At 67.2% G+C, this 24,030-nt stretch carries 19 protein-coding genes; 14 read left to right on the forward strand and 5 right to left on the reverse strand.

All coding sequences use genetic code 11. The annotated features are described in order from the left end of the window. Positions 1 to 244: 244 nt before the first annotated feature. Entirely contained in the window at positions 245 to 1,225 is a 981-nt protein-coding gene (locus ACO1P8_RS01800; protein ID WP_486294223.1) for a Bug family tripartite tricarboxylate transporter substrate binding protein, read from the forward strand. Between the two features lie 26 nt (positions 1,226 to 1,251). Next, entirely contained in the window at positions 1,252 to 2,553 is a 1,302-nt protein-coding gene (locus ACO1P8_RS01805; protein ID WP_486294224.1) for an NADH:flavin oxidoreductase/NADH oxidase, read from the forward strand. Between the two features lie 26 nt (positions 2,554 to 2,579). Here ACO1P8_RS01805 and ACO1P8_RS01810 read toward each other — a convergent pair whose 3' ends face one another. Continuing rightward, the gene (locus ACO1P8_RS01810) at positions 2,580 to 3,512 is read right to left on the reverse strand and encodes a LysR family transcriptional regulator (protein ID WP_486294225.1); all 933 of its coding nucleotides are present in this window, start codon (positions 3,510 to 3,512) and stop codon (positions 2,580 to 2,582) included. 226 nt (positions 3,513 to 3,738) lie between these two features. Between ACO1P8_RS01810 and ACO1P8_RS01815 the strand changes: the two genes are divergently transcribed. After that, positions 3,739 to 5,868 carry a hydantoinase/oxoprolinase family protein gene (locus ACO1P8_RS01815; RefSeq protein WP_486294226.1) on the forward strand — a complete coding sequence of 710 codons (2,130 nt, stop codon included), beginning with the start codon at positions 3,739 to 3,741 and terminating at the stop codon, positions 5,866 to 5,868. Beyond that, positions 5,865 to 7,460, forward strand: a complete 1,596-nt coding sequence (locus ACO1P8_RS01820) for a hydantoinase B/oxoprolinase family protein (RefSeq protein WP_486294227.1) — start codon at positions 5,865 to 5,867, stop codon at positions 7,458 to 7,460. Before ACO1P8_RS01815 ends, ACO1P8_RS01820 begins: the two co-directional genes overlap by 4 nt. Here ACO1P8_RS01820 and ACO1P8_RS01825 read toward each other — a convergent pair. Continuing rightward, the gene (locus ACO1P8_RS01825) at positions 7,457 to 8,353 is read right to left on the reverse strand and encodes a LysR substrate-binding domain-containing protein (protein WP_486294228.1); all 897 of its coding nucleotides are present in this window, start codon (positions 8,351 to 8,353) and stop codon (positions 7,457 to 7,459) included. The two genes, ACO1P8_RS01820 and ACO1P8_RS01825, sit on opposite strands and share 4 nt — an antisense overlap. A gap of 115 nt (positions 8,354 to 8,468) precedes the next feature. Here ACO1P8_RS01825 and ACO1P8_RS01830 point away from each other — a divergent pair, with 115 nt between their 5' ends. The 10 genes from ACO1P8_RS01830 to ACO1P8_RS01875 all read left to right on the forward strand — a co-directional run bounded on the left by ACO1P8_RS01830 (position 8,469) and on the right by ACO1P8_RS01875 (position 19,504). Next, positions 8,469 to 9,056, forward strand: coding sequence for a cysteine dioxygenase family protein (locus ACO1P8_RS01830; RefSeq protein WP_486294229.1), 588 nt, complete (start codon positions 8,469 to 8,471; stop codon positions 9,054 to 9,056). Positions 9,057 to 9,070: 14 nt separating this feature from the next. Continuing rightward, positions 9,071 to 10,240 carry a cystathionine beta-lyase gene (metC, locus tag ACO1P8_RS01835; RefSeq protein ID WP_486294230.1) on the forward strand — a complete coding sequence of 390 codons (1,170 nt, stop codon included), beginning with the start codon at positions 9,071 to 9,073 and terminating at the stop codon, positions 10,238 to 10,240. A gap of 101 nt (positions 10,241 to 10,341) precedes the next feature. Then, positions 10,342 to 11,949, forward strand: coding sequence for a rhodanese-like domain-containing protein (locus ACO1P8_RS01840; RefSeq protein WP_486294231.1), 1,608 nt, complete (start codon positions 10,342 to 10,344; stop codon positions 11,947 to 11,949). A 47-nt stretch (positions 11,950 to 11,996) separates the two neighbouring features. Then, the gene (locus ACO1P8_RS01845; protein WP_486294232.1) at positions 11,997 to 12,815 is read left to right on the forward strand and encodes an ABC transporter substrate-binding protein; all 819 of its coding nucleotides are present in this window, start codon (positions 11,997 to 11,999) and stop codon (positions 12,813 to 12,815) included. 17 nt (positions 12,816 to 12,832) lie between these two features. Further along, positions 12,833 to 13,528, forward strand: coding sequence for an amino acid ABC transporter permease (locus tag ACO1P8_RS01850; RefSeq protein ID WP_486294233.1), 696 nt, complete (start codon positions 12,833 to 12,835; stop codon positions 13,526 to 13,528). A 3-nt stretch (positions 13,529 to 13,531) separates the two neighbouring features. Next, positions 13,532 to 14,224 carry an amino acid ABC transporter permease gene (locus ACO1P8_RS01855; protein ID WP_486294234.1) on the forward strand — a complete coding sequence of 231 codons (693 nt, stop codon included), beginning with the start codon at positions 13,532 to 13,534 and terminating at the stop codon, positions 14,222 to 14,224. A 27-nt stretch (positions 14,225 to 14,251) separates the two neighbouring features. Next, on the forward strand, positions 14,252 to 15,052 hold the full coding sequence (locus ACO1P8_RS01860; protein WP_486294235.1) for an amino acid ABC transporter ATP-binding protein: 801 nt from the start codon (positions 14,252 to 14,254) through the stop codon (positions 15,050 to 15,052). 127 nt (positions 15,053 to 15,179) lie between these two features. Beyond that, positions 15,180 to 16,145 carry a Bug family tripartite tricarboxylate transporter substrate binding protein gene (locus ACO1P8_RS01865; RefSeq protein ID WP_486294236.1) on the forward strand — a complete coding sequence of 322 codons (966 nt, stop codon included), beginning with the start codon at positions 15,180 to 15,182 and terminating at the stop codon, positions 16,143 to 16,145. Positions 16,146 to 16,188: 43 nt separating this feature from the next. Continuing rightward, positions 16,189 to 18,465 (forward strand): molybdopterin-dependent oxidoreductase, encoded by a 2,277-nt coding sequence (locus ACO1P8_RS01870; RefSeq protein ID WP_486294237.1) that lies wholly within the window; start codon positions 16,189 to 16,191, stop codon positions 18,463 to 18,465. Between the two features lie 28 nt (positions 18,466 to 18,493). After that, positions 18,494 to 19,504, forward strand: coding sequence for a M14 family metallopeptidase (locus tag ACO1P8_RS01875; RefSeq protein WP_486294238.1), 1,011 nt, complete (start codon positions 18,494 to 18,496; stop codon positions 19,502 to 19,504). Between the two features lie 55 nt (positions 19,505 to 19,559). On the opposite strand, the gene ACO1P8_RS01880 is transcribed toward ACO1P8_RS01875, so the two are convergent. The 3 genes from ACO1P8_RS01880 to ACO1P8_RS01890 form a co-directional block, all read right to left on the reverse strand. After that, positions 19,560 to 21,002: a catalase gene (locus ACO1P8_RS01880; protein ID WP_486294239.1), complete on the reverse strand. Its 1,443-nt coding sequence runs from the start codon at positions 21,000 to 21,002 to the stop codon at positions 19,560 to 19,562. A 176-nt stretch (positions 21,003 to 21,178) separates the two neighbouring features. Further along, on the reverse strand, positions 21,179 to 22,411 hold the full coding sequence (locus tag ACO1P8_RS01885) for an ATP-grasp domain-containing protein (protein ID WP_486294240.1): 1,233 nt from the start codon (positions 22,409 to 22,411) through the stop codon (positions 21,179 to 21,181). After that, a complete protein-coding gene (locus ACO1P8_RS01890; RefSeq protein WP_486294241.1) occupies positions 22,408 to 23,907 on the reverse strand; it encodes a pyridoxal phosphate-dependent decarboxylase family protein in 1,500 nt (499 codons plus the stop codon). The genes ACO1P8_RS01885 and ACO1P8_RS01890 overlap by 4 nt, the downstream gene beginning before the upstream one ends. Positions 23,908 to 24,030 lie beyond the last annotated feature (123 nt).

Genomic DNA, 24,030 nt, shown 5'->3' on the forward strand with positions numbered 1-24,030 from the left:
CCGGCCGCGCAAAGGTTCGATTGTATCGGGATGGATGAGCGGGCGCCGGCCCGGCGGGGCGTCATGGTGCACGCCGCGCTATCGTGGCGCACAGGGCGGTGCGCGCGCCGATTCGTGGGGCTGGCCGATAAATGCATTCGTATTTTTAATTTGTCGCCGTAGCGGGCGCTCGCTCATAGTTCATGAAAAACGTTCGCCGCGACGCTGGACGGCGGGCCTGACGATACGATCGCAAGGGGCTTGGATGCACAGATCGATACGCACGCTGCTTTCGGCGGCCGCCTGTATGGCCGTTCTTGTCGTTTCCGGTACGGCGGCGCGTGCCGCCTATCCGGATCGCCCGGTCCGGCTGATCGTCCCGTGGTCGGTGGGAGGATCGACCGATATGCTGGGCCGCGTACTGGCCGAGGGCATGGGCAAGCGACTGGGGACGGCCGTCGTCGTGGAAAACAAGCCCGGCGCCACGGGGACGATAGGTTACGCCCAGGTGGCACGGGCGGATCGGGACGGCTATACGCTGCTGCTGGGCACCAATAGCACCTTTGCCATCGCGCCGCATTTCTACCACGCGCTGCCTTACGACACGGAAAAGGACTTCGCCGCCATCGGCATGATAGGCGCGAACCAGCAGGTGCTATGCGTGCGCCCCGACGAGCCGTATAAAACGCTGTCGGACCTGGTGGCCGCCGCCAAGGCGCGGCCGGGCGCCATCAGCTATGCGTCCTCCGGCGTGGGCGGTTCCAGCCATCTTGCCACCGAGCTGCTGATGGCGATGACGAACATCGATATGCTGCATGTTCCCTATCGCGGCGGCGCCCCCGCGGTGCAGGGCATCCTGGGCGGGCAGACCCAGGTGGGCTTCGTCGACATCAGCGTGGCCGAACCCCTGATACGCGCCGGCAAGCTGCGCGCGCTGGGCACCAGCGGTACCCGGCGGGCGGATTTATTGCCCGATGTGCCCACGTTGTCGGAGGCCGGCGCGCCGGGATTCGAGTCGCTGACGACGTTCGGCCTGTTCGCGCCGGCGGGGACGCCGGCGGAACTGGTGCGGAAACTGAACGGCGTGCTGAACGATGTGCTGCGCGACCCGCAGACGCGGGCACAGCTGGCCGCGCAAGGTTTCGAGTTGAGCGGCGGGGCGCCAGAGGCTTATCGCGCCTATGCCATGACGGAGAGCCGCAAGTGGGGAACGCTGATCGAGCAGCGCGGCATCAAACTGCCCTGAGCCGCGCGGAGCCTCCGCGCGACGACATGCCCGGCGTCAGCGGACCGAACGTCAACGTACCGAGCGTCAACGTACCGAGCGTCAACGTACCGAACATCAACGTGCCGAACATCAACGTGCCGAACATCAACGTGCCAAATTCCATCGCCCGAAGCACCCATGTGGAAAACGCCGATGCGCCATATACCGCGGACACGCCGCTGCTGTTCACGCCTTATACCCTGCGTCGGCTGACGCTGCGCAACCGTGTGGTGGTTTCCCCGATGTGCCAGTACAAGTCGGACGGCGGCGCCGCCACGGACTGGCATCTGGTGCATCTGGGCAAGTTCGCCATGGGGGGCGCAGGCCTGGTGTTCTGCGAAGAAACGGCGGTCGAGGCGCGAGGACGCAAGACCTACGGTTGCGCGGGCATGTACGAAGACCGCCACGTGGCGGCTTCCCGCCGCGTGACGGATTTCATCCACGAGGCGGGCGCGGCCGCCGGCATCCAGTTGGGGCACGCCGGCCGCAAGGCCTCCTGCGGTCCGCCCTGGACGGGCTTTCGGCCCTTGACCGAAGAAGACGCGGCACGCGGCATGCCGCCCTGGCGGGGCGTGTCGGCCAGTCCGCTGCCCGCCAAGCCGGGCGCGCTGGTGCCCACGCAGATGAACGAGGACGATATCCGTCTGATGATCCAGGCCTGGCGGATCGCGGCACGCCGCAGTATCGATGCGGGTTTCGATGTCTGCGAGGTCCACGGCGCCCACGGTTATCTGATCCATCAATTCCTGTCGCCCCTGGCCAATCGGCGTACCGACGCGTGGGGCGGCGACCTGCAAGGTCGCATGCGGCTGGCATTGGAGATCTCCGAAGCGGTCAGGCAAGAGTGGCCGGCGGACAAGCCGGTGTTCTTCCGCGTTTCCGCCGTCGATGGCGAAGGCGGGGCCTGGGATATGGACGATACGGTGGCGTTGTCCCGCGCCTTGCGCGAGCGCGGCATCGATGTCGTTACGTGTTCGTCCGGCGGCATAGACGGACCCTTGAACATGGCCGTGGTCCCGCGCACGCCGGGCTACCAGGTACCGTACGCCGCGCGCGTGCGGCGCGAAGCCGGCATGCCGACGTGCGCGGTCGGCTTGATTACGGAGCCCGCGCACGCCGAGGACATCCTGCGCGAAGGCAGCGCGGACCTGATCGCATTGGCCCGCGAACTGATGGCGAATCCGAACTGGCCGGTGCAGGCGGCGCGCGCGCTGGGCGTGACCGAACCGCTGGATCTGTTGCCGACCGACTATGCCTGGTGGCTGAAGCGGCGCGAGGAGATACGGGCCTTGAATGCGCGGGCATGATGCCGCGATCGGCGATGGCCGGGCGTTCAGGCCTGCTCGATGCCCTCGGGCAGGCTGCGGTGGCGCAGGGTGTCGGCCAGCGCGGCTTGCAATCCCTGCGCCGACGAGGACAGGGCGCGCAGGCTGCGCGATACCAGGAATAGCTCCCGATGCAGCACCGGGTTTTCCAGCGGCTGGAATGGCAGGTTCTCCAGCTGATGCGTCAGTGCCGTCAGGCGGGGCAGTATGCACAGGCGGCGGCCCAGCATCAGCATGGGATACAGCGAGGTGGAGCTCGATACCTCTTCGCGATGTTCGGCCAGGTCGAAGTCCTGCAGCGTGCGGCGATGCAGGCTGCCGATCTGCGTGTCCGAGGCCAGGCCCACCAGGTCCTGCCGGTAGGGCGATACCTGCGACCAGCCTATCGAGGCGGTCGCCGTGGCCAGCGGATGATCCGGGCTGCATACGACGCCGTAGCGGTCGCGCAGCAGCAGGGTGTATTCGAGGTCGGCGTAGTCGGACAGGCGGCTGGTGATGCCGAAGTCCACTTCGCCATCGCGCACGCGGCGTTCGATTTCCGCCGAACCCGCTTCGCGCACGGATAGGGTGACGTGGGGATATTCGGCCTGGAAACGCGGCAGCGAGGGTATCAGCAGCCAGGCGACGATAGAGGGCGCGGCGGCGATGCGCAGGTGTCCATGCTGGCGCAGCGCTACCGCGCGCAGGTCGCTGACCATGGCATCGAATTGCAGCAGCAGCGCCTTGGCCTGCTGGTGCAGGTGCATCGCGGCGGGAGTCAGGGTCACGCTGCGCGTGGTGCGGTCGAACAGCTTGATGCCGACGTCTTCCTCCAGCTGGTGGATGGTCGAGCTGAGCGAGGACTGTGTCAGGAAGAGGCGTTCGGCGGCGCGCGTGAACGAACCCGTATCGGCGACGGCGACGAAGCTGCGCAGGTGGCGCAACGTGATGATGGTCGACATGGTGGGATACCGGCGGAGTTGAGTCGCTCGCACAGAATATATAGGCGGTACGAATCAATCAACCCGAATTTTTCATTTGTAGTGGTGAATGGGCGGTACTTATCATTTTTTTGCCGTCCGGCGAATGCGGAGAAGGCGAAAGGAAGCATCGATGCATCGGGCAGGACGCCGATCCGGTCGCGTCCGCCCGGGCCGGCGTGCCCTCACGGCTTGAAGGAGCGGGAACTTGGGGAAAATCGAATCGCAGTCCGGGCAGGCGGGGGCGCGGAAGCTGCGCATTGCCGTCGACATCGGCGGCACATTTACCGACGGCGTGGCGACGCGGGAATCCGACGGCTGCATCTGGGTGGGCAAGACCCTGACCACGCCGGATGATCCCGGCGTCGCGGTGTCGGCCGTCATTGCCAATCTGCTGGAGCAGGCGAGCGCCGACGGCGCCTGCGTGCTGGACGAGGTCGTGCACGGCACGACGCTGGTGACCAATACGCTGATCGAGCGCAAGGGGGTGGATACCGCGCTGGTGACGACGCAGGGCATGCGCGACGCGCTGGATATCGGCCGGGAATGGCGCTACGACCTATACGACCTGGAATTGGTTCTGCCGCGGCCGCTGATCGACGCCGGGCGGCGCGTGCAGGCCAACGAAAGGCTGAACGCTTCCGGCCAGGTGTTGGTGGCGCTGAACCAGGCGGAACTCGACCGCATCGCTGCCGATGTCCGCACGCTGGGCGTGCGCTCCGTAGCGGTATCGCTGCTGCATTCCTACCTGAACGACGAACACGAGCGGGAAACCGGCGCCTACCTGCAATCCGCGCTGCCCGGCGTGGAAGTTTCCCTGTCCGCCGATCTGGCGCGCGAAGTGAAGGAATTCGAGCGGACCTCGACCGTGGCGGCGAACGCCTACGTCAAGCCCATCGTGGCCGATTACCTGCGTCAGCTGGAATCGCGCGTGGACACGGTGCAACGCGGCGTGCCCTTGCGCATCATGGTGTCCAGCGGCGGTTTCACATCGGCGCGATCGGCCGCGCATACGCCGATCTTCCTGTTGGAGTCGGGACCGGCCGCCGGCGTGCTGTCGGCCTTGAATACCGCGCGCGCGCAGGATTTGCAGCGGGTGCTGGCCTTCGACATGGGCGGCACCACGGCCAAGGCCTGCGTGGTGGCGGAAGGAGAGCCGCCGATCGCGCACAGCTTCGAATGCGCGCGCGTGCACCGATTCAAGCGCGGCTCCGGATTGCCCATCCTGATCCCCAGCATCGACCTGATCGAAATCGGCGCGGGCGGCGGTTCCATCGCCCACCTCAATCGCATGGGCCTGCTGAACATCGGTCCGGAATCGTCGGGCTCCCAGCCCGGGCCCATCTGTTATGGCAACGGAGGTACCGAGGTCACCGTCACCGACGCGGACCTGGTGCTGGGCTACCTGAACCCGGACAATTTCCTCGGCGGTGAAATGCGCCTGCGCAAGGACCTGGCCCTGGAGGGAATGGGGCGCCTCGCGGACCGCCTGGGCATGGAGCCGCTGGATGTGGCGTGGGGCATCCACGATATGGTCAACGAAAACATGGCCAGCGCCGCGCGCATCCACATCGCGGAAAAAGGCCATGACCCGCGCGATTTTACCTTCGTCGCAACCGGCGGCGCCGGGCCCGTGCACGCCGCGGGGGTCGCGCGCAAGCTGCGCATCCCGCGGCTTCTTGCCACCATCGCCGCGGGCGCCGGATCCTGCCTGGGGATGCTGGCGGCACCGGCGCGAGCGGACCGCTCCTGGTCGCAGCCGGCATTGCTGGAGGAAATCGACTGGCGTGACGTCAACGGGCGCCTGACGCGGTTGCTGGCCGAGGCGGAGGCCGAACTGGAGGCGGCCGGCGCCCGCGCGCGGGACTTGCAATGGACGATAGGCGCGGAAATGCGCTACTACGGGCAGGGGGACAATGTGACCGTGTCGCTGCCGTGGCAGGTGTTCGGCCGGGAGGCGGGCCAGGTGCTGCGCCAGGCCTTCGAGCGGCGCTACGAAACCCTGTATGGCCATCTGGTGCCGGGCGCCCGACCGCAGGTCCTGACCTGGCGCCTGACCGGGCGCTCGCCATCGGTCGCTCGCACTTTCCATTGGGGCGACCGCCGCGGACAGGGCGCGGGTGCCGGCAAGCCGCGCCGGCGCGAGATCTATCTGCCCCTGCAGCGGGCGTTCGGGGCCGTCGATGTGTACGACCGCTATGCGCTAAGCCCCGGCACGCGCCTGGCGGGCCCGCTGGTGCTGGAGGAACGCGAGTCCACCCTGGTCGTGCCCGTGCGGGCAGAGGTCGACATCCTGCCCGATCTGACTGTCTCGGTTGCCTTGAAGGAGTTCGAATGATGCCGGCCGATGTCCATGGCGCCCTTCCCGAGACCGCAGGCCAGCCGCCGCGGCGCTTCGATCCGATCGAGCTGGAGATACTCTGGCGCAGGCTGATCAGCATCGTCGATGAAGCATCCACCGCCTTCGTGCGCACCTGCTTTTCGACGCTGGTGCGCGACGCCAACGATTTCGCCGTCGTGCTGACCGACGCGCAGGGACGTTCGCTGGCCCAATCGACGATGAGCATCCCCTCGTTCATCGGCAGCCTGCCGGCGACGGTCAAGCACTTCCTGCGCAAATATCCCGCGGACACCCTCAAGCCGGGGGACGTGCTGATCACCAACGATCCCTGGATGGGCACCGGCCACATCCACGACGTCAATACCGTCATGCCCCTCTTCTTCCGGGGCCGGCTGGTGGCCTTCGCGGCGTTGGTATCGCACCTGCCGGACATCGGCGGGCGGCTGCGCAGCAACGCCAACCGCGAGATCTACGAAGAGGGGCTGCAGATTCCGCTGCTCAAGCTGATGGACGCGGGGCGGGTCAACGAGACGCTGGTGGACATGATCAGCCAGAACATCCGCGTGCCGGAACAAGGCATGGGCGACATCTGGGCGCAGGTCAGCGCCTGCCGCATGATGGAGGAAAGGCTGCTGCCGTTGCTGGAATCCGTGGATCTGGACGCGCTGGGCGCGGCCATCCGCCTGCGCTCGGAAACGGCGATGCGCGAGGCCATCTCGGCCTTGCCGGACGGCACGTACGAATCCGAGGTGCTGCACGACGGGTTCGAGGAGCCCATACGCATCCATTGCCGGCTGACCGTGGCGGACGACACCATTGCCATCGACTACGCGGGCTCCAGCCCGCAGCAGCCGCGCGCCGTCAATGTGGTGCCCATATACGCCTTCGCCTATTCCGCGTATCCGATCAAGGCGCTGCTGTGTCCGGAAGTGCCGAACAACGAAGGCGGGTTCCTGCCGATCACCACGCAGGCGCCGCTCGGGTCCATCCTGAATCCCACCTATCCGGCGGCCTCGGGCGGGCGGGGCGCGATAGGCCACATGCTGTCGCCCGCGATTTTCCTCGCGCTGGCCGAGGTATTGCCCGAGCGGGTCTGGGCATCGGGGTCGGCGAATTCCTCCGTGACGATGTTCGGCCGCTATCGCGACCGGCCCTTCAACGTGGTCAATTTCATCAATGGCGGCCAGGGCGCGACGGCCTCCCGCGACGGCTTGTCCGCCATTTCCTTTCCGGCCAATCTGGGCAATACGCCGGTGGAAATGATGGAGAGCCTGGCTCCCATCCTGGTGCATCGGCGCGAGATACGCCGCGGCAGCGGCGGCGAAGGGCAGCAGCGCGGGGGCGACGGCCTGACTTTCGAGTTCGAAATCACGCCGGAGGCCTCCAGCGTGGCGACCTCGTTCCTGATGACGCGCCTGAAGCACCCGCCGCCCGGGCTGCACGGCGGCCAGCCGGGGCAGCGCGGACGGCTGGTGATCAACGGAGCGGAAACGGACCCGACGGAGCAGCGCGTGCTCAAGCCCGGCGACCGGGTGTTGATGGAGTCCGCCGGGGGCGGCGGATTCGGCTCGCGCCGGCGGCCTGCTTAAAACTGCCGCGCCTGCACGCTTGCCGCGGGCGTGCCGCGGTCGGTCAGGCCCATCTTGGCAATCAGCATGTCGAACACATAGCGGGTAAGCGGGTTGATCGAGTCGCCCCGCATCCACAGGAAGTAATTGGCGTCGGGCAGCGGCGGCAAGCCGTCCTTTTCCCCCAGCACCCGCATATCCGGTCCCAGGAACTCGATGCTGCGCGCCGTAACGCCCAGGCCCGCGCGCACCGCCGCGCGGATGCCCACCAGGTTCGGCGCGACGTAGTTCGTCTGCCAGGGCACGCGCGCCTGTTCGAGCGCATTCAGCGCCAGGCGGCGAAAGAGGCTGGGTTCGTCGGCCAGTACCAGCGGCACCGGCGCGCCGGCATCGTGCACATAGGCCGCGGAGGCGATCCAGGCCGTGGGCGAGGTGCGCAGCACCACCCCTTCGTAGGCCGGATCGAAGCGCGTCGATATGCACAGGTCCAGCTCTCCCGCGCGCAATGCGTTCATCAGGAATGGGCTGCGGTCCACGCGTATTTCCAGCCTGACACGCGGCGACCAGCGCGTGATGTGCGTCAGCACGGTGGGCAGGATCGTATCGGCCACGTCATGCGGCGAGCCCAGGCGCAGTTCGCCTTCCAGCTGGCCGTCCTGCATGGCGCGCATCGCCTCGTCGTTGATGGCCAGCATGTGCCGCGCATAGTCCACCAGCTTGCGTCCATGGGGCGACAGCAGCTTGTTGCGTCCTTGTTTCTCGAACAGCGGCAGCCCGACCAGGTTTTCCAGGCGCTGCATCTGCTGGGTGATGGCGGATTGGGTCTTGTGCAGACGCTCGGCCGCGCCCGAAAAGGTCTGGGCCTGATCGATCGCCGCCAGGGTGCGGAGCAGGTCGAGATCCAGATTCCGCATACGGTCTCCTACATATTACGCATGCTAATGAGTTATTAAGGCAATTTAATTTGTCACGAAGCGTGCATGGCCGTAGAGTACCAACGAAATCGCTTCATTACAGGAGTTTTTCCGCATGGGCAGCCCGCATCCGCATGACCAGGACATCACGCTGGCGATTGAAAACATAAAGAATACTGTACGAACCCAGGGGCTGAACCGCGACAGCCTGGATGACATCCTGCGCACGGTGATCGGTCTGGCCAGCCATCGCGACTGGTGGGATGCGGACCGCTATCCGGCGCCGGAGGGCGACGAACGCCAGGCGCGCTACCTGATCAGCGAAACGCCCGACAAGGAATATGCCCTGTACCTTAACGTGATGCGCCCAGGCAAGAAAATCGTCCCGCACGACCATACGACCTGGGCATGCATCGCGGCCGTCGAAGGCGTCGAATACAACTACGTCTACGACAGGCTGGACGATGGCAAGGAGCCCGGCGTGGGACGCCTGGCGAAGAAAGACACCGTAGTGGTCGAGCCCGGTTCCGGCATCGCCCTGATGCCCGAAGACATCCACGCCGTGGAAATCCGCGGCGACAGCGTGATCCGCCATCTGCACATGTATGGCCGCGCGCTGGAAACGCTGACGGAACGCTTGTCCTTCGACCTGGAGGCCGGGACCTGCCAGGTGATGCCGATCGGCGTCCAGACGCGCCGCTGACGGGAACCGGGGCCATGGAAGAACAATACAAGCCGGGCACGCGCCTGCTGCGTGCCGGGCGGCCGCATCGCGGCTGGATCAACACGCCCGTGACGCGCGCCAGCACGTATGTTTTCGACAGCGTGGGGCAGTGGCGCGACACGCGCGCCCGCCGCGACCAGGAACGGCTGCTGTCCTACGGTGCACGCGGCACGGACAGCACGTATGCGCTGGAAGACGCGCTGGTCGAGCTGGAAGGCGGGTATCGCGCCAAGATGTATCCCACGGGGCAGGCCGCCATCGCGGTGGTGATGCTGGCCTATCTGAAGGCGGGCGATCACGTCCTGATCACCGATGCGGTGTACGAGCCGGTGCGCCGGTTCTGCGCGGACCAGTTGTCGCGCTGGGGAATCGAGTTCAGCTATTACCGGCCCGACGGCAGCGATCTGCCGGACCGGATCCGTCCCAACACCCGCATGATCTACGCGGAATGTCCCGGTTCCCTGGTCTACGAGATGATGGATCTGCCGGCGGTCGCGGAATTGGCGCATCGCCACGATTGCTGGCTGGCCGTGGACAACACCTGGGGTTCGGGCCTGTTGTACCGGCCCCTGGCCCTGGGCGCCGATATTTCCGTTACCGCCGCGACCAAATACCTGGGCGGCCACGCGGACGTGATGATGGGCACGGTCGTCACGACCGAACGCGCCTGGGCGCCGCTGGAGCGGACCACCGTGGACATGGGCCAGACCGTGGGCGCCGACGATGCGTACCTGGTGCTGCGCGGCATGCGGTCCATGGCGGCGCGGCTGGCGATGCACGCCCGCCATGCGTTGCGCGTCGCCGAATGGCTGCAGGGACGCGCCGAAGTGGCGCGCGTGTTGTGTCCGGCCCTGCCCGACGATCCCGGCCATGCTCTCTGGAAGCGCGATTGCAGCGGGACCAACGGCCTGCTGTCCATCGAGTTCGCGCGCGGCATCGATGACGCCGACGTCGAACGCATGATCGACGCCTTCCGTTTGTTCGGGCTGGGCGCGTCCTGGGGCGGCTTCGAAAGCCTGTGCGTGCCCGTCAATATGGCGCGCGCGCGGACCGTTTCGGACTGGTCGGGGCGCGGGGCGATCCTGCGCCTGCATATTGGCCTGGAAGATCCCGAAGACCTGATCGCCGATCTGGAGCAGGCCATGACCGCGCTCCGGCGCTAGGCCCCGGCGCCACGCGCGCCGCGCTACGACTACCCATCCCGGCACGCCGCGTCCGCGCGGCGTGAGGGGGATGCTTTTTCCTCGATTTCTTGCAGAGCCCCATGACGCAGCTTCCTACCGATATTTCGTCCATACCGAGCATCGATGCGCCGACGCTCAAGCGCTGGCTGCATGACGGCGCCGAAATCGGCCTGCTGGACGTCCGCGAACATGGTCAATACGGGGAAGGGCATCCCTTCCTGGCGGTGTCGCTGCCGTACAGCCGGCTGGAGGCCGAAGCACCGCGCCTGCTGCCGCGCCGCGGTGCCCGCCTGGTGGCCTTCGATGCCGGCGACGGCGTGGCGCCACGCGCGGCGGCGGCCCTGCGTGCGCTGGGCTATACGGATGTCCATGTCCTGCAAGGCGGTGCGCCGGCCTGGCGCGCCGCGGGCTATACCCTGTTCGCCGGGGTCAACCTGCCCAGCAAGACCTTCGGCGAGCTGGCGGAACACATGCACCACACGCCACGTATCAGCGCCACCGAGCTGGCCGACCGGCAGCGCGGCGGCGACAAGCTGGTCGTGCTGGACGGCCGGCCCTACACCGAGTACCGGAAGATGAACATTCCGGGCGGCATTTGCTGCCCCAACGGCGAACTCGCATTGCGCGTCCAGGACCTGGTGCCCGACGCCGATACGACGATCGTCGTCAACTGCGCGGGTCGCACGCGCAGCATCATCGGCGCGCAGACGCTGATCGACCTGGGCGTGCCGAACCCGGTGCTGGCGCTGGAAAACGGCACCCAGGGGTGGTACCTGGCGGACCTGCCGCTGGAACACGGTTCGCAGCGCAAGTACGCCGACGCGATTTCGGGCGATGCGCTGCCGGTGCTGCGCGAGCGTGCGCAAGCCCTGGCACAGCGGCATGGCGTCGCCACCGTCGATGCCGCGCAGGTGCGCGAGTGGCTGGCCGATGCCGGCCGCACCACCTATCTGTGCGACGTCCGGACGGAAGAAGAATACGCGGCCGGCACGCTGGCCGGCGCGCAGCATACCCCGGGCGGACAACTGATCCAGTCCACGGACCAGTACATCGGCGTGCGCAATGCGCGCGTGGTGGTGGCCGACGACGAAGGCGTGCGCGCGCCCGTGGTGGCGAGCTGGCTGCGCCAGATGGGCTGGGACGTCTATGTGCTGGCGGAGGGCGTGGCGGCGGATGTGGCGGCGCCGGTGCCGCAGGTCCGCTTGCCCGCGCCGCCGGCGATCGCGACCGCCGATCTGGCCGCCGCCCTGCGCGACGGCGCCGTGTTCCTGGACGTGCGTCCCGGCATGGCCTACAGGAAGGCGCATATCGCCGGCGCGCGCTGGACGATACGGCCGCGCATGGATGCCCTGGACCTGCCGGCGGACGCACGGATCGTCCTGTTGGCCGCCGATCCGCCGGTGGCGGCGCTGGCGGCGCGCGAGTTGGCCGGCATGGGGTTCGCCCAGGTGCCGGCGAACCTGGACGGGCCGCAGGCATGGCGCGGCGCCGGCCTGCCGATGGAGGCGGGCGACGACGTGCCGGCCGACGAAGACTGCATCGACTACCTGTTCTTCGTGCACGACCGCCACGACGGCAACAAGGCCGCCGCGCGCCAGTATCTGGCGTGGGAAACCAACCTCATTCACCAGATCGACGAACAGGAGCGGTCGATCTTCCGTTTTCCAGTCCATCCGGACCAGGACTGAAACGCACCGCCGGCCGGTCCGGCGCCAATCACCGAGGGGAAGCAACGATGAAAACTACTCTGTACCTGTTCGCCGCGGCCGCCACGCTGGGCGCCACACTCGCCCACGCCGACGCGCTGGACGAGGTCAAGGCGCGCGGCAAGCTGATCTGCGGCACGCAGAGCGCGAGCGTGCCCTACGCGTACCAGGACACCGCCACGCGCAGCTTCGTCGGCTACGACGTCGACATGTGCGCGGCGCTCGCCAAGGGACTGGGCGTGGCGCTGGAGCACAAGCCGCTGTCGACCGAGGCGCGTATTCCGGAGCTGAAGATGAACCGTGTCGACGTGGTCGCCGGTTCCATGGCCTACCTGCCGGAGCGGGCGCAGCAGGTCGACTACAGCCTGCAATACCTGCAGGGCAGCATCAAGGTGCTGGTGCGCAAGGACTCCGGGATCTCGTCGTTGAAGGATCTGGCCGGCCACAAGATTTGCGCCTCCAAGGGGTCCAGCGCGGCGGCCATCGCCGCGCGGGTGCTGCCGAATTCGCAGGTGCTGTCCTTCCAGGACGTGGCGTCCTGCTACCTGGGACTGCAGAACCAGAAAGTGGACGGCTTCACGGCGGGAGAGCTGATATTGAAGCGCTTCGAGCTGGATTCGCAGAAGGCCGGCACGCCGGCGGTACTGCTGCCCGAAGCCACCTACGTCGAACATATCGGCGTCGTCGTCAACAAGGGCAATCCCAAGCTGCTGGCCGCCGTGAATAAGGTGATCCGGGATATGGACAAGGACGGCAGGCTGGATGCCATGTACGACAAGTGGCTGGGCACGGGCTCGATCTACAAGCTGACCCGCACCTTCAAGGTCGAGCCGGTCGACGCCGAGTAGGGCGGCCTGGAAGCGTCATGCATTTCGATTTCGCTTTCCTGACCGGCGGCAACTACGGCGCCACGCTGCTGGCGGGCGCCCTCACCACGGTGCGCCTGTTCGCGGGCGCATGGGTGCTGGGGCTCCTGATCGCGCTGCTGCTGGTCGTGCTGCGCGCGGTTCCCTGGCGCCCGCTGCAGCTGGCGGTCACGGCCTTCGTCGAATACCACCGCAACGTGCCCACCGTGGTGCAGATCATGGTTTGGTACTTCGGCATGCCGCAGATCCTGCCGGAAGGCTTGCGCCTGTGGATCAATCGCGGCGATACGGAGTTCCTGTTCGGCCTGATCGCCCTGAGCCTGAACGTCAGCGGCTTCATGTCAGAGGATATCCGCGCGGGGCTGCGCGCCATCCCCGGGACGCAGGTGGAAGCGGCCCGTTCCGTCGGCCTGAGCGGCTGGGGCGCGCTGCGCCACGTCATGCTGCCGCAGGCAGTCCGCATCGCGGTGCCGCCCTTGATCAACCGTTCGCTGATCCTGTTCAAGGACACCAGCCTGGCGATGGTGATCGGCGTGGGCGAACTGACCTACCAGGTAAAGGCGATCGAGAACGCGACCTTCCGCTCCTTCGAGGTGTTCGCCGTGTCGACCGCTTTGTATCTGGCCGCCTCGCTGGCACTCATGGGCCTGGGCGCTTGGTTCGGCAGGCGTTATCCGCCCGCTTTCAGGAGATGAGCCATGTGGCAGATCCTGCATGACTATGGCCTGATGTTCCTGGTGGGCGCGTGGCCGCGAGGACCGCTGGGCGGCTTCGCCGCGACGCTGATCCTGGCGGGCGCCGGCCTGGCGATCTCCTTTCCGCTGGCGATTTGCCTGGGGCTGGCCCGCACCAGCGGCGTGCGCGTCCTGCGCTGGCCCGCCACCGCGTGGGTATACGCCTTCCGCGGCGTGCCGCTGATCATGATCATCTTCTGGGCGTATTTCGTCCTGCCGGTGCTGACCGGCGCGACCGTGCCGGCCTTCGCTACCGCGCTGTGCGCCATCGTGCTGTACGAATCGGCCTTTCTGGGAGAGATCGTGCGCGCCGGCCTGGAGGGGTTGCCGCCGGGCCAGACCGAGGCCGCGCGGGCGGTCGGCCTGAACTACGCGAAATCCATGCGCCACGTCATCCTGCCGCAGGCGCTGGCCAACATGATCCCTTCGCTGGTCAACCAATTCGTGTCGACCATCAAGGCCACGTCCATCGTGTACGTGATCGGCGTCCAGGAAGTGACCTTCGCCGCCCAGCAGGTCAACAGTATGGAAACCGCGTATACGCTGCAGACATTCCTGGTGCTGGCCGCCTTGTATTTCGTGCCGTGCTTTATTTTGTCGCGCCTGGCGGGCCGGCTGGAGCGCGGATTGGCGCGCAAGCGCCTGCGCGCGGCCTGACGGTGCGCCGTCGCCTTGGAGATTGCCGTGATAGAACTCGACAACGTACAGAAATGGTATGGAAGCTACCACGCGCTGGACAACGTTTGCGGACGCGTGGAGCAGGGACAGGTGGTGGTGGTGTGCGGGCCTTCGGGATCCGGCAAGTCCACGATGATACGCACCCTGAACCGCCTGGAACCGATACAGGGCGGCACGATCCGCGTGGCCGGGCAGGATATCCACGCGCCGGGACGCGATATCAACGCGCTGCGCGCGGGGATCGGTTTCGTCTTCCAGCAGTTCAACCTGTTCCCGCATCTATCGGTCGCCGAGAACATCATGCTGTCGCCCGTGCGGGTCGCGGGCATGCCGCGCCAGCGTGCCGCCGGGCTGGCGCGCGAACTGCTGGCCAAGGTGGGGCTGGAACACAAATTCGACGCCATGCCGGCCAGCCTGTCGGGCGGCCAGCAGCAGCGCGTGGCGATCGCCCGCGCGCTGGCGCAGCATCCGCCGCTGATCCTGTTCGACGAGCCCACCAGCGCGCTCGATCCGGAAATGGTCGGCGAGGTCCTGGCCGTCATGAAACGCCTGGCCTCGGAGGGCATGACCATGGTCGTGGACACGCACGAGATGGGGTTCGCCCGCGAAGTCGCCGACCGCATCTGGTTCATGGACGAGGGACGCATCCTGGAGGATTCCACGCCGGACCGGTTCTTCGCCGACCCGGAGCATCCGCGCGCCCGCAAGTTCCTGTCCGATATCCTGCGTCCCGGGGTGCCGCTGGGCGTGGCGGCCGGGGTGCCGGACGTGTCGTCGCGGCACGCCGGCTCGGCCGCGCCAGCCTAGGGGGCGCGGCTCCATCCGGCATCGAAAGCCCAAGGGGAAGCGTCCATCGCGCCCGTATTCGTCAACGAAGTCGTTTTATCAACACGGCCGTCAAGTAGCCATATCGCGGCCGACAAGGGGAAGTACCATGCAACTCAGGAAAATCGCCGCCTTCGGCGCCGCCGCGCTGTGCGCGCTGTCTGTCTCCGCCGCCCAGGCGGCCTATCCGGAACCCGGCACGCCGGTCCGCATCGTCGTCGGGTTTCCACCTGGCGGCGGTGCCGATGTGCTGGCGCGGGCAGCCGCGCTGGGCGTCTCCAAGGCCCTGAATACCAACGTCATGGTCGAGAACCGGCCCGGCGCCAGCGGCATTATCGCGACCGACTACGTGTCGCGCGCGAAGCCCGACGGCTACACGCTGTATATCGCCACGCCGGGCTCGCTCACCATCCTGCCCAGCCTGCAGAAAGTGCCCTACGATCCCGCCAAGGATTTCACGCCGATCTCGCTGCTGGTCACCATGCCCAACGTGCTCGTCACCAGTCCGAAGTCCGGCATCAACAGCATCGCGGACCTGATCGCGCGCGCCAAGACCAAGGACGTCACCTACGCATCGGGCGGCAACGGCACCATCGGCCAGATGGCGGCCGAGCAGTTCAACATGATGGCCGGCGTGCACATGCGCCACATCCCCTACAAGGGCACCACGCCGGCGCTGACCGATGTGGCGGGCGGCCTGGTGGAAGTGACGTTCTCCGACCCCTCCGTCAAGTCGCTGGTCCAGTCCGGCAAGCTGAAGGCGCTGGGCGTCACCACCGTGACGCCGTCCGCCGAGTTTCCCGGCGCCCCGCCCATCGGCCAGGCCGGCATTCCCGGCTACGAACTGACCAACTGGTACGGTGTCATCGCGCCGGCCGGCGTGCCGCGCGATATCGTCGATACGCTGAACCGCGCCTTCGCGCAGGCCATGAAGAACCCGGACATCGTCAAGCAACTGGCGGCGTCGGGCATGACCGCGACCTCGGATACGCCGGCCGAGTTCGGCGCGCTGATGGACAAGGAGCGCGCGAAATGGGCGGATCTCGTTAAGAAGGCCAACATCCGGCTGGATTGATGAACGGACTTGGCGGCGGCGCATGCCGCCGCGGGAGCTGCCCATGACATCCATTCCGTCGACCGAGCGACGTTATCCGCAGCTGGCGCATTGGGGCGCGTTCACCGCCGTCGTGCGCGATGGCCGGCTGCATGCCTGCGAGCCCTTCGAGCACGACCCGGCACCGTCCCGGATGCTGGAGGCCATCGCGCCCATGGTGTATTCGCCGCGCCGCATCGCGCGGCCGGCGGTGCGCAAGTCCTGGCTCGCCACGCGCGGCGCGGCGGGCGGGGCCCTGCGCGGCCGCGACGAATTCGTCGAGATCGGCTGGGACCAGGCGCTGGACCTGGTGGCGGGCGAGATCGCCCGCACGCGGGAGGAACGGGGACCCGGCGGGATCTTCTGCGGTTCCTACGGCTGGTCGTCCGCCGGGCGGCTGCATCATGCCCGTTCGCTGATCCGCCGTTTCTACTTCGCCGGCGGTGGCGGCGTCGACCAGGTCGGCAACTATAGCTGGGGCACCGCACAGTTCCTGCTGCCGCATGTGATCGGCACCTATACGCCATTGACCGGGCGCGTCACGTCCTGGCCCAGCATCGTCGAGCACACCGACGTTTTCCTGGCCTTCGGCGGCCTGGCCCTGAAGAACGGCCAGGTGTCGTCAGGCGGGGCAGCGGAGCATACGCAGGAATATTGGCTGCGCCGGCTGGCCGCCAACGGCGCGCGCGTCATCAACGTCAGCCCGACGCGCGACGATTGCCCCGCTTTCCTGGACGCGGAATGGATCCCGATACGGCCGAATACCGACGTCGCGCTGATGCTGGCGCTGGCGCATGAACTGCGGCGTATCGGCGCGCACGACAGCGCTTTCCTGGCCAGCCACTGCGTCGGCTATGAGGCCCTGGAGTCGTATTTCATGGGAACGGCGGACGGCGTGGCCAAGGATGCCGAGTGGGCCGCGCCCATCACCGGCATCCCGGCGCCCTGTATCCGGACGCTGGCGCACGCCCTGTCCGGCAAGCGCAGCTATCTGACGTGTTCCTTCGCCGTGCAACGCGCGCAGCATGGCGAGCAGCCGTACTGGATGGCGATTGCGCTGGCCGCGATGCTGGGGCAGATCGGCCTGCCGGGCGGCGGCTTCGGCTTCGGCCACGGGTCCATGAACGGCGTGGGCAACCCGCGCATCGCGACGCCGGGACCGGAAATGCCCGTGGGGCGCAATCCCGCGGACATCTCGATACCGGTGGCGCGCCTGACCGAGATGCTGGAAAAGCCGGGCCAGCCTTATCCCTTCCAGGGGGAGACCCGGCATTATCCGGACATCGATTTCATTCATTGGGCGGGCGGCAATCCCTTTCACCACCATCAGCAGTTGAACCGCCTGCTGGCGGCGTGGCGCGCCAAGCCCCGCACCATCGTGGTCAACGAGATATGGTGGACCCCGGTGGCCCGGCATGCCGATATCGTGCTGCCCATCACCACATCGCTGGAGCGCAACGATATCGGCGGCTCGTCGCGCGACCGCTATGCGCTGGCCATGCATCGCGCCATCGATCCGGTCGGGCTGGCCCGCAACGACCTGGACGTATTCGCCGATCTGGCCCACCGCCTGGGCTATGGCGAACGCTATACCGAAGGCCGCGGCGAGATGGCGTGGATACGGCATATCTACGAACGGTTCGCGCACTCGCACGAGCAGGCCGGCGTGCCCTTGCCGGATTTCGAAACGTTCTGGCGCCAGGGCCACGTCACGCTGCCGCCGCCCGGTCGCGATTTCATCCTCTTCGAGGACTTCCGCGCCGATCCGGCCGCGCACCCGCTGCGCACGCCCAGCGGGCGCATCGAACTCTACAGCGCGACGCTGGCCGCCTATGGCTGTGCCGATTGCGGACCGCATCCGCGCTGGATGCCGCCACGGGAATGGCTGGGCGCGGACAGCGTGCGCGAGTATCCGCTGCACTTGTTGACGGTGCAGCCGGCCGATCGGCTGCACAGCCAGATGGACGCCGCGCCGCTGGCGCAGTCCAACAAGGTGGCCGGACACGAAGCCGTGCGCATCCATCCGGATGACGCGCGCGCGCGCGGCCTGCGCGACGGCGACGTCGTGCGGCTGTTCAACGCGCGCGGCGCATGCCTGGCCGGGGCGCGCCTCGACGACGGGTTGCTGCCGGGTACCGTGGTCATGTCCACGGGCGCCTGGTTCGCGCCCGGCACGCGCGAGGACGCACCGGAAACGGCGGGAACCGCGAATGTGCTGACGCTGGACGTGGGTACCTCCACGCTGACGCAGGGACCCAACGCCATGAGCTGCCTGGTACAGGCGGAGCCCTGGCGGGAATAGACAATCGATTCAAGCAAGGAGCATCAATATGGGCATGATCGGAGAATTCCTGGCGGGCCGCGAGGGCGGCGCCCGCCGTCACGGCGCGATCGCCGTCGGGTCGATGTCGTCGGGCATGGCGATCGAATTGCCATACGTCGCCGTGCGCGGTGCGCGGCCGGGCAAGACGCTGTGGCTGCACGGACAGGTGCATGGCGACGAAATCAACGGCATGGTCGCCGCGCTGCGATTCGCCGCGCGCCTGGACCCCGCATCCATGCGCGGCAACGTCGTGGTGACCCCGACCGGCAATCCGCATGCGCTGGACAGCCGGCGCAAGCGCAATCCCTACGACGACCTGGACCTGGACCAGTGCTACCCCGGCAACCCGCGGGGCCTGATTTCCGAAAGGCTGGCGCATGCGCTGATCGAGGAGATACGTGGCACGGCAGACCTGGTGATCAATCTGCACACGATGAATGCGCTGTTCGACTCCAAGCCCTATGCGGTGTACAAGCTGCATCCGGATAGCGGCGTCTCCGAACGCGATCTGCTGCGCGCCATCGCACTGTTCGAACCGCACGTCGCCTGCCGGATGGATGTCGGAGGCAAGGGCGAGCTGCCCGGCAATATCGCCGGCGCGCTGGATTACCAATGCCTCGCGGCGCGCATTCCCGCGTTCATGTTGGAACTGGGCGGTGGCAGCCGTTTCGAAGCCGCCTATGCGGCCCTGGCGGAGCGCGGATTCGAACGGCTGGCGGTGCAGATGGGCATCCTGGACGGCGCGGCGGATACGCCGGCCTCGGTGCGGCGCGTGACGCGCCGCGGCTGGATAACCTTCGATCGCGGCGGACTGTTCGTGCCGGAAGTCCAGGCCGGCGACACGCTGTCGTCCGGCGACAAACTGGGCGCGTCCATGGATATACACGGCAAGCCGCTGGAAGACATCCGCCTGCCCGCCGATGGCATCGTCATCGGCTTGCGCCGCGACCCTGTCGTCCATACCGGCGAGCGCGCGGCGTTCGTCGGCTACGAATGGGATGCCTACCGGCTGGAGTAACGCGGCGACGGGCTGCCCAGGCCCGTCGCCGGCTCGCCGGCCGGCGCGGGCGCGATCAGCCCTCGATACCCAGCGCCTTGGCGACGCCGGCCGCATAGGCGGGGTCGGCGTTGGCGAAATGCCCCAGCTGGCGTCGCACGATCGGCTCGGGCACGCCCTGCATGGCGGCGGCGATATTGCCGAAAAGCTGCCGTTTCTGGCTTTCGTTCATCAGCCGGAACAGGTCGCCCGCCTGCGTGTAGTCGTCGTTGCCTTCGCGGTGATCGTAGCGATCGGCATCGCCCGTCAGCGTCAGCGGCGGTTCCTGTACCGATTTGTCCTGAACCGGCCCGCCGAAGGAGTTCGGTTCGTAGTTGACGCTGCCGCCGCCATTGCCGTCGAAACGCATCTCGCCGTCGCGCGCGTAATTGTGCACGGGACAGCGCGGTCGGTTCACCGGCAACTGGTCGTGGTTGACGCCCAGGCGATAACGCGCCGCGTCGGCATACGAAAAAATACGGAACTGCAGCATCTTGTCCGGGCTATGGCCGATGCCCGGCACGACATTGGCAGGCGAAAAACTGGACTGTTCGACTTCCGCGAAATAGTTTTCCGGGTTGCGGTTCAGCTCCAGCACGCCCACTTCGATCAGCGGGTAATCCTTGTGCGGCCATACCTTGGTCAGATCGAAAGGGTTGTACGGCGTTTTATCCGCATCGGATTCGGGCATGATCTGCACACACATCGTCCAGCGCGGGAAGTCCTTGCGCTCGATGGCATCGTACAGGTCGCGCTGGTGCGACTCGCGATCCTCGCCGATGACCTTGGCCGCGTGCTCGTTGGTCCAGTTCTCGATACCCTGCTGGCTCTTCAGGTGGAATTTGACCCAGAAGCGCTCGTTGCGCGCGTTGATGAAGCTATAGGTATGGCTGCCGAAGCCATGCATTTTGCGCAGGGACGAGGGCAGCCCACGGTCGCTCATCAGGATGGTGACCTGGTGCAGGGACTCCGGCGACAGCGACCAGAAATCCCACATCGCGGTGGCGCTGCGCATATTGGTGCGCGGGTCGCGTTTCTGGGTATGGATGAAATCCGGGAATTTGTAGGGGTCGCGTACGAAGAAGACGGGTGTGTTGTTGCCGACCAGGTCCCAGTTGCCTTCTTCCGTATAGAACTTGATGGCGAAACCGCGCACGTCGCGCTCGGCATCGGCCGCGCCGCGTTCGCCTGCCACGGTGGAAAAGCGCAGCAGCAGGGGCGTCTGGCTGCCTTTGCGCAGGGCCTTGGCCTTGGTGTATTGGCTGATGTCGTGCGTGACCCTCAGCGTGCCGTAGGCGGCGGAACCCTTGGCGTGCACCACGCGTTCGGGAATTCGCTCGCGGTTGAAATGCGCATGTTTTTCGAACAGCTGGAAATCCTGTACCAGCAACGGGCCGCGCGGGCCGGCGGTCAGGGCGTTCTGGTTGTCGGGGACGGGGGCTCCCGCATCGGTGGTCAGGGTTTTGCGATCATCGGTCATGGTGTAGGGCGCCTGTGTAACGGTGTCGGGCTCGACGGAGCCGCCGACGTAGCAGCAATGTATGCGCCTTTCGCCGCCGAAGAAACTCAATTTTTGTGAACGGGCATATAGGCATCGCCTATGAGGCGCCCGTGCGCCCCATGTCCACGCCGACTCGGCGCCGCGCGCCGGCCCCGCTAGCCCCGGCCCGATGCCTTGCGTCTTAGCAGATCCTGGAATGCCGCGAAAATGCGCCGCATGTAGGCGGGTTTGTACGGATATAGGTCTTCCGGATCCATCGCATGGATGATGCCGCAGGTATCGCCCTCGAACACGAGCAGTTGTCCGTCCGGTGTTTCGGCGCAATCCATGACGAAGTATTCGAGGCCGACCCGCCGATGGATGTCGGCGAAGGCAGCGGCGTGGCGGCCGCCGAAGCCGGCGGCGAAGTCCCGCATCTGTTCGGCTTCTTCCGCGCGGTTGGCCGCGTTTTCCGCCATGTCGGCATTCAGGTAGTGCACCATCCAGCGCGGCGAAATACCCAGATGGCCCAGATAGGGCTGGCCTTCGATCAGCACGACGCGGTATTTGCGATAGCGGCCATCCGCGTTGCGGTACTCGACGAATCGCGATAGATAGAAATCGTTCGCCTCGCTGCCGGCCAGGTATTGCGCCATGTCGGCCGCGCGATCGATCCTGGCCAGTCCGTTGCCGGCGTGCGAATCGACCGGGCGTACCAGCACGGGATAGTCCACGCCGGGCAGGATATCGGCCGGCGCGGCATCGCCTTGCGCGATGGCGGCAATCGCCGCGCGCTCGACCCGCGCGATGTCCGGAACGACGATCCCCGCCGCGCCGCGCAGGACGGCGGACAGCCCGTCCCGCGAGGTATTCAGGACGTGCTCGGGTTGGTTCACCACGGGCGTGTGCCATTGCCCCACCGGCCCGGCCAATGCCTGGAGCAGCGGACGGTTGACGCCGGACTCGCCGATGGCCACCATCAGGACGTCGTGCTCGGGCAGCGCGGCCGGTGGCGGTACGCCTTCGCCCACGTACAGGATGTCCAGCGAAATATCGGAATCGGCGATCAGGAATTCCAGCGGCGTGTTGGCAAGGAAATCGCCGCAGGACACCAGGGCCAGCAGTCGCAACGTCGCGGGCCGCGCGGCGGGCAGGTGATACAGCGGTTGCGCTTGTACCGCATGCCGCTGCAATGCCAGCGCGGTGTCGCGTTGACCCATCAGCAGCAGGGTCATGGAAAGATCCAGCGCGGCGTTGGCGTCGCCGGGGTCCTGTTCGGCGCGCGCCAGCAACTGCCGGCGCATTCCTTCCAGGTCGCCCTGCTGGAATGCCAGGGTGATCAGGCGCGCCTTGCCGATCAGCGCGGGGCGTTCGGTATTGCCGGCGGTGGGGGGGATGATGTCGTTCATGGTATGGGGTGGGGTTCGCGCTCGGACGCGCTGGCGAGTCCGGCGCCGATACGCAGTACCGCGTCGCACAGGCGATCGACGTCGGCGGCGGAGGTGCGGTGGTTGACGATGGCCGCGCGGATGGCCAGCTTCCCATGCACGCGCGTGGTGGATGGCGCGGCGATGCCGGATTCCTGCACGGCCAGCACGATGTCCGCATTCAGCCGGTCGCCGTCGCCGGCGTTGCCGGCCGGACGATAGCGGAAGCAGACGATGTTCAGCGCGACGGGCGCCAGCAATTCGAGTTCGGGTTCGGCGCGCACGCGGCGCGCCAGATGGCGCGCGACCTCGCAGGTACGCGCGATCGCCGCGCCCAGCCTGTCGGCGCCGTACACCGTCAGCGTGAACCAGGTCTTCAAGGCGCGAAAGCCGCGCGACAGGTCGGGACCGTAGTCGCACGGCCACGGCGAATCCGCCGCCAGGCCGCGGGTCTCCCGGCTCAGGTAGGCGACGCTGGCGTCGAACGCGGCGCGGTGGGTCTCGCCGTCCCGCACCAGGATGAAACCCGCGTCGTAGGGCACCTGCCCCCACTTGTGAAAATCGAAGGCGATCGAATCGGCGCGCTCGATGCCGGCCAGCAACGGAACCAGGGCGGGCGACAGCATCGCCAGCGCGCCGAATGCGCCGTCCACATGGAACCACAGGCCTTCGTCGGCGGCGACCTCCGCCAGCGCGTCCAGCGGATCCACGGCTCCGACATCGACGGTGCCCGCGGTCCCGGCGATCAGGAAAGGCCGCAGGCCGGCCCGCCGGTCCGCGGCGATCGCCGCCCGCAAGGCCGCGACGTCCATGCGGAATTCATCGTTTACCGGTATCAGGCGCAATGCGTCGGATCCCAGGCCGGTGATGTCCATGGCCTGCGCGATGCAGTTGTGCGCGCAGGCCGACGTATAGGCGACCAGACGTGCCTCTTGCGCGGCCACGCCGGCGCGCCGTATCGCGCGTCCCATTGCCGCCGCGCGCGCGACCAGCACGCCGACGAGATTGGCCATCGAGGTACCCGTGACGAACAGGCCGCTGGCGGTCTCGGGAAAGCCGAACAGCTCGCGCATCCAGCGCGTGATCTGCCGTTCCACCTCGACCGGGATCTGGTTGCGGCCGCCCAGGTTGGCGTTCAGGCCCGCCGCCAGGGTTTCGGCCAGCATGCCGACGACAGTGCCGCCACCATGCACCCAACCCATGAAGCCTGGATGGGCGTTGCCTACGGCATAGGGAAGGATGTCGCGCATGAAACGCCCGTGCGCCGCCTCCAGGCTGGACGAGGCGCGCGGCAAGGGGGCGTGGAAGCCGGCGCGTACCTCGGCCGGCGCCGCCTGCCAGACGGGCCGCTCGCGCAGGGTTTCCAGGTAATCGAACATGTCGTCGAGCATCCTGTGGCCCTGGGCGCGCAGGGCGGTCCAGTCGTCGGGGTCCAGTGAACCGTCGGGCGAGGGCGGCGCGGCGGGGGAGTAAGTCATGCGTATCTGCTGGGTAGTGGCGCCAAGGCTGTGCCCGCATGGGACGGGGCCGCAGGCATGTTGCCACCGGCCGCCCTCACCGGGACACCCGATCAGCGGGCGACTACCGGGCCATTTTGGCCT

The sequence above is a fragment of the Bordetella sp. genome (assembly GCF_057362025.1).

Excerpts from the sequence above, each read along its gene's own strand:
- ACO1P8_RS01810 (WP_486294225.1), bottom strand. The coding sequence starts at position 3,512 with ATGTCGACCATCATCACGTTGCGCCACCTGCGCAGCTTCGTCGCCGTC.
- ACO1P8_RS01845 (WP_486294232.1), top strand. The coding sequence starts at position 11,997 with ATGAAAACTACTCTGTACCTGTTCGCCGCGGCCGCCACGCTGGGCGCC.
- ACO1P8_RS01840 (WP_486294231.1), top strand. The coding sequence starts at position 10,342 with ATGACGCAGCTTCCTACCGATATTTCGTCCATACCGAGCATCGATGCG.
- ACO1P8_RS01830 (WP_486294229.1), top strand. The coding sequence starts at position 8,469 with ATGGGCAGCCCGCATCCGCATGACCAGGACATCACGCTGGCGATTGAA.
- ACO1P8_RS01805 (WP_486294224.1), top strand. The coding sequence starts at position 1,252 with ATGCCCGGCGTCAGCGGACCGAACGTCAACGTACCGAGCGTCAACGTA.
- ACO1P8_RS01820 (WP_486294227.1), top strand. The coding sequence starts at position 5,865 with ATGATGCCGGCCGATGTCCATGGCGCCCTTCCCGAGACCGCAGGCCAG.
- metC (WP_486294230.1), top strand. The coding sequence starts at position 9,071 with ATGGAAGAACAATACAAGCCGGGCACGCGCCTGCTGCGTGCCGGGCGG.
- ACO1P8_RS01850 (WP_486294233.1), top strand. The coding sequence starts at position 12,833 with ATGCATTTCGATTTCGCTTTCCTGACCGGCGGCAACTACGGCGCCACG.
- ACO1P8_RS01870 (WP_486294237.1), top strand. The coding sequence starts at position 16,189 with ATGACATCCATTCCGTCGACCGAGCGACGTTATCCGCAGCTGGCGCAT.
- ACO1P8_RS01865 (WP_486294236.1), top strand. The coding sequence starts at position 15,180 with ATGCAACTCAGGAAAATCGCCGCCTTCGGCGCCGCCGCGCTGTGCGCG.
- ACO1P8_RS01885 (WP_486294240.1), bottom strand. The coding sequence starts at position 22,411 with ATGAACGACATCATCCCCCCCACCGCCGGCAATACCGAACGCCCCGCG.
- ACO1P8_RS01855 (WP_486294234.1), top strand. The coding sequence starts at position 13,532 with ATGTGGCAGATCCTGCATGACTATGGCCTGATGTTCCTGGTGGGCGCG.
- ACO1P8_RS01880 (WP_486294239.1), bottom strand. The coding sequence starts at position 21,002 with ATGACCGATGATCGCAAAACCCTGACCACCGATGCGGGAGCCCCCGTC.
- ACO1P8_RS01825 (WP_486294228.1), bottom strand. The coding sequence starts at position 8,353 with ATGCGGAATCTGGATCTCGACCTGCTCCGCACCCTGGCGGCGATCGAT.
- ACO1P8_RS01890 (WP_486294241.1), bottom strand. The coding sequence starts at position 23,907 with ATGACTTACTCCCCCGCCGCGCCGCCCTCGCCCGACGGTTCACTGGAC.
- ACO1P8_RS01800 (WP_486294223.1), top strand. The coding sequence starts at position 245 with ATGCACAGATCGATACGCACGCTGCTTTCGGCGGCCGCCTGTATGGCC.
- ACO1P8_RS01875 (WP_486294238.1), top strand. The coding sequence starts at position 18,494 with ATGGGCATGATCGGAGAATTCCTGGCGGGCCGCGAGGGCGGCGCCCGC.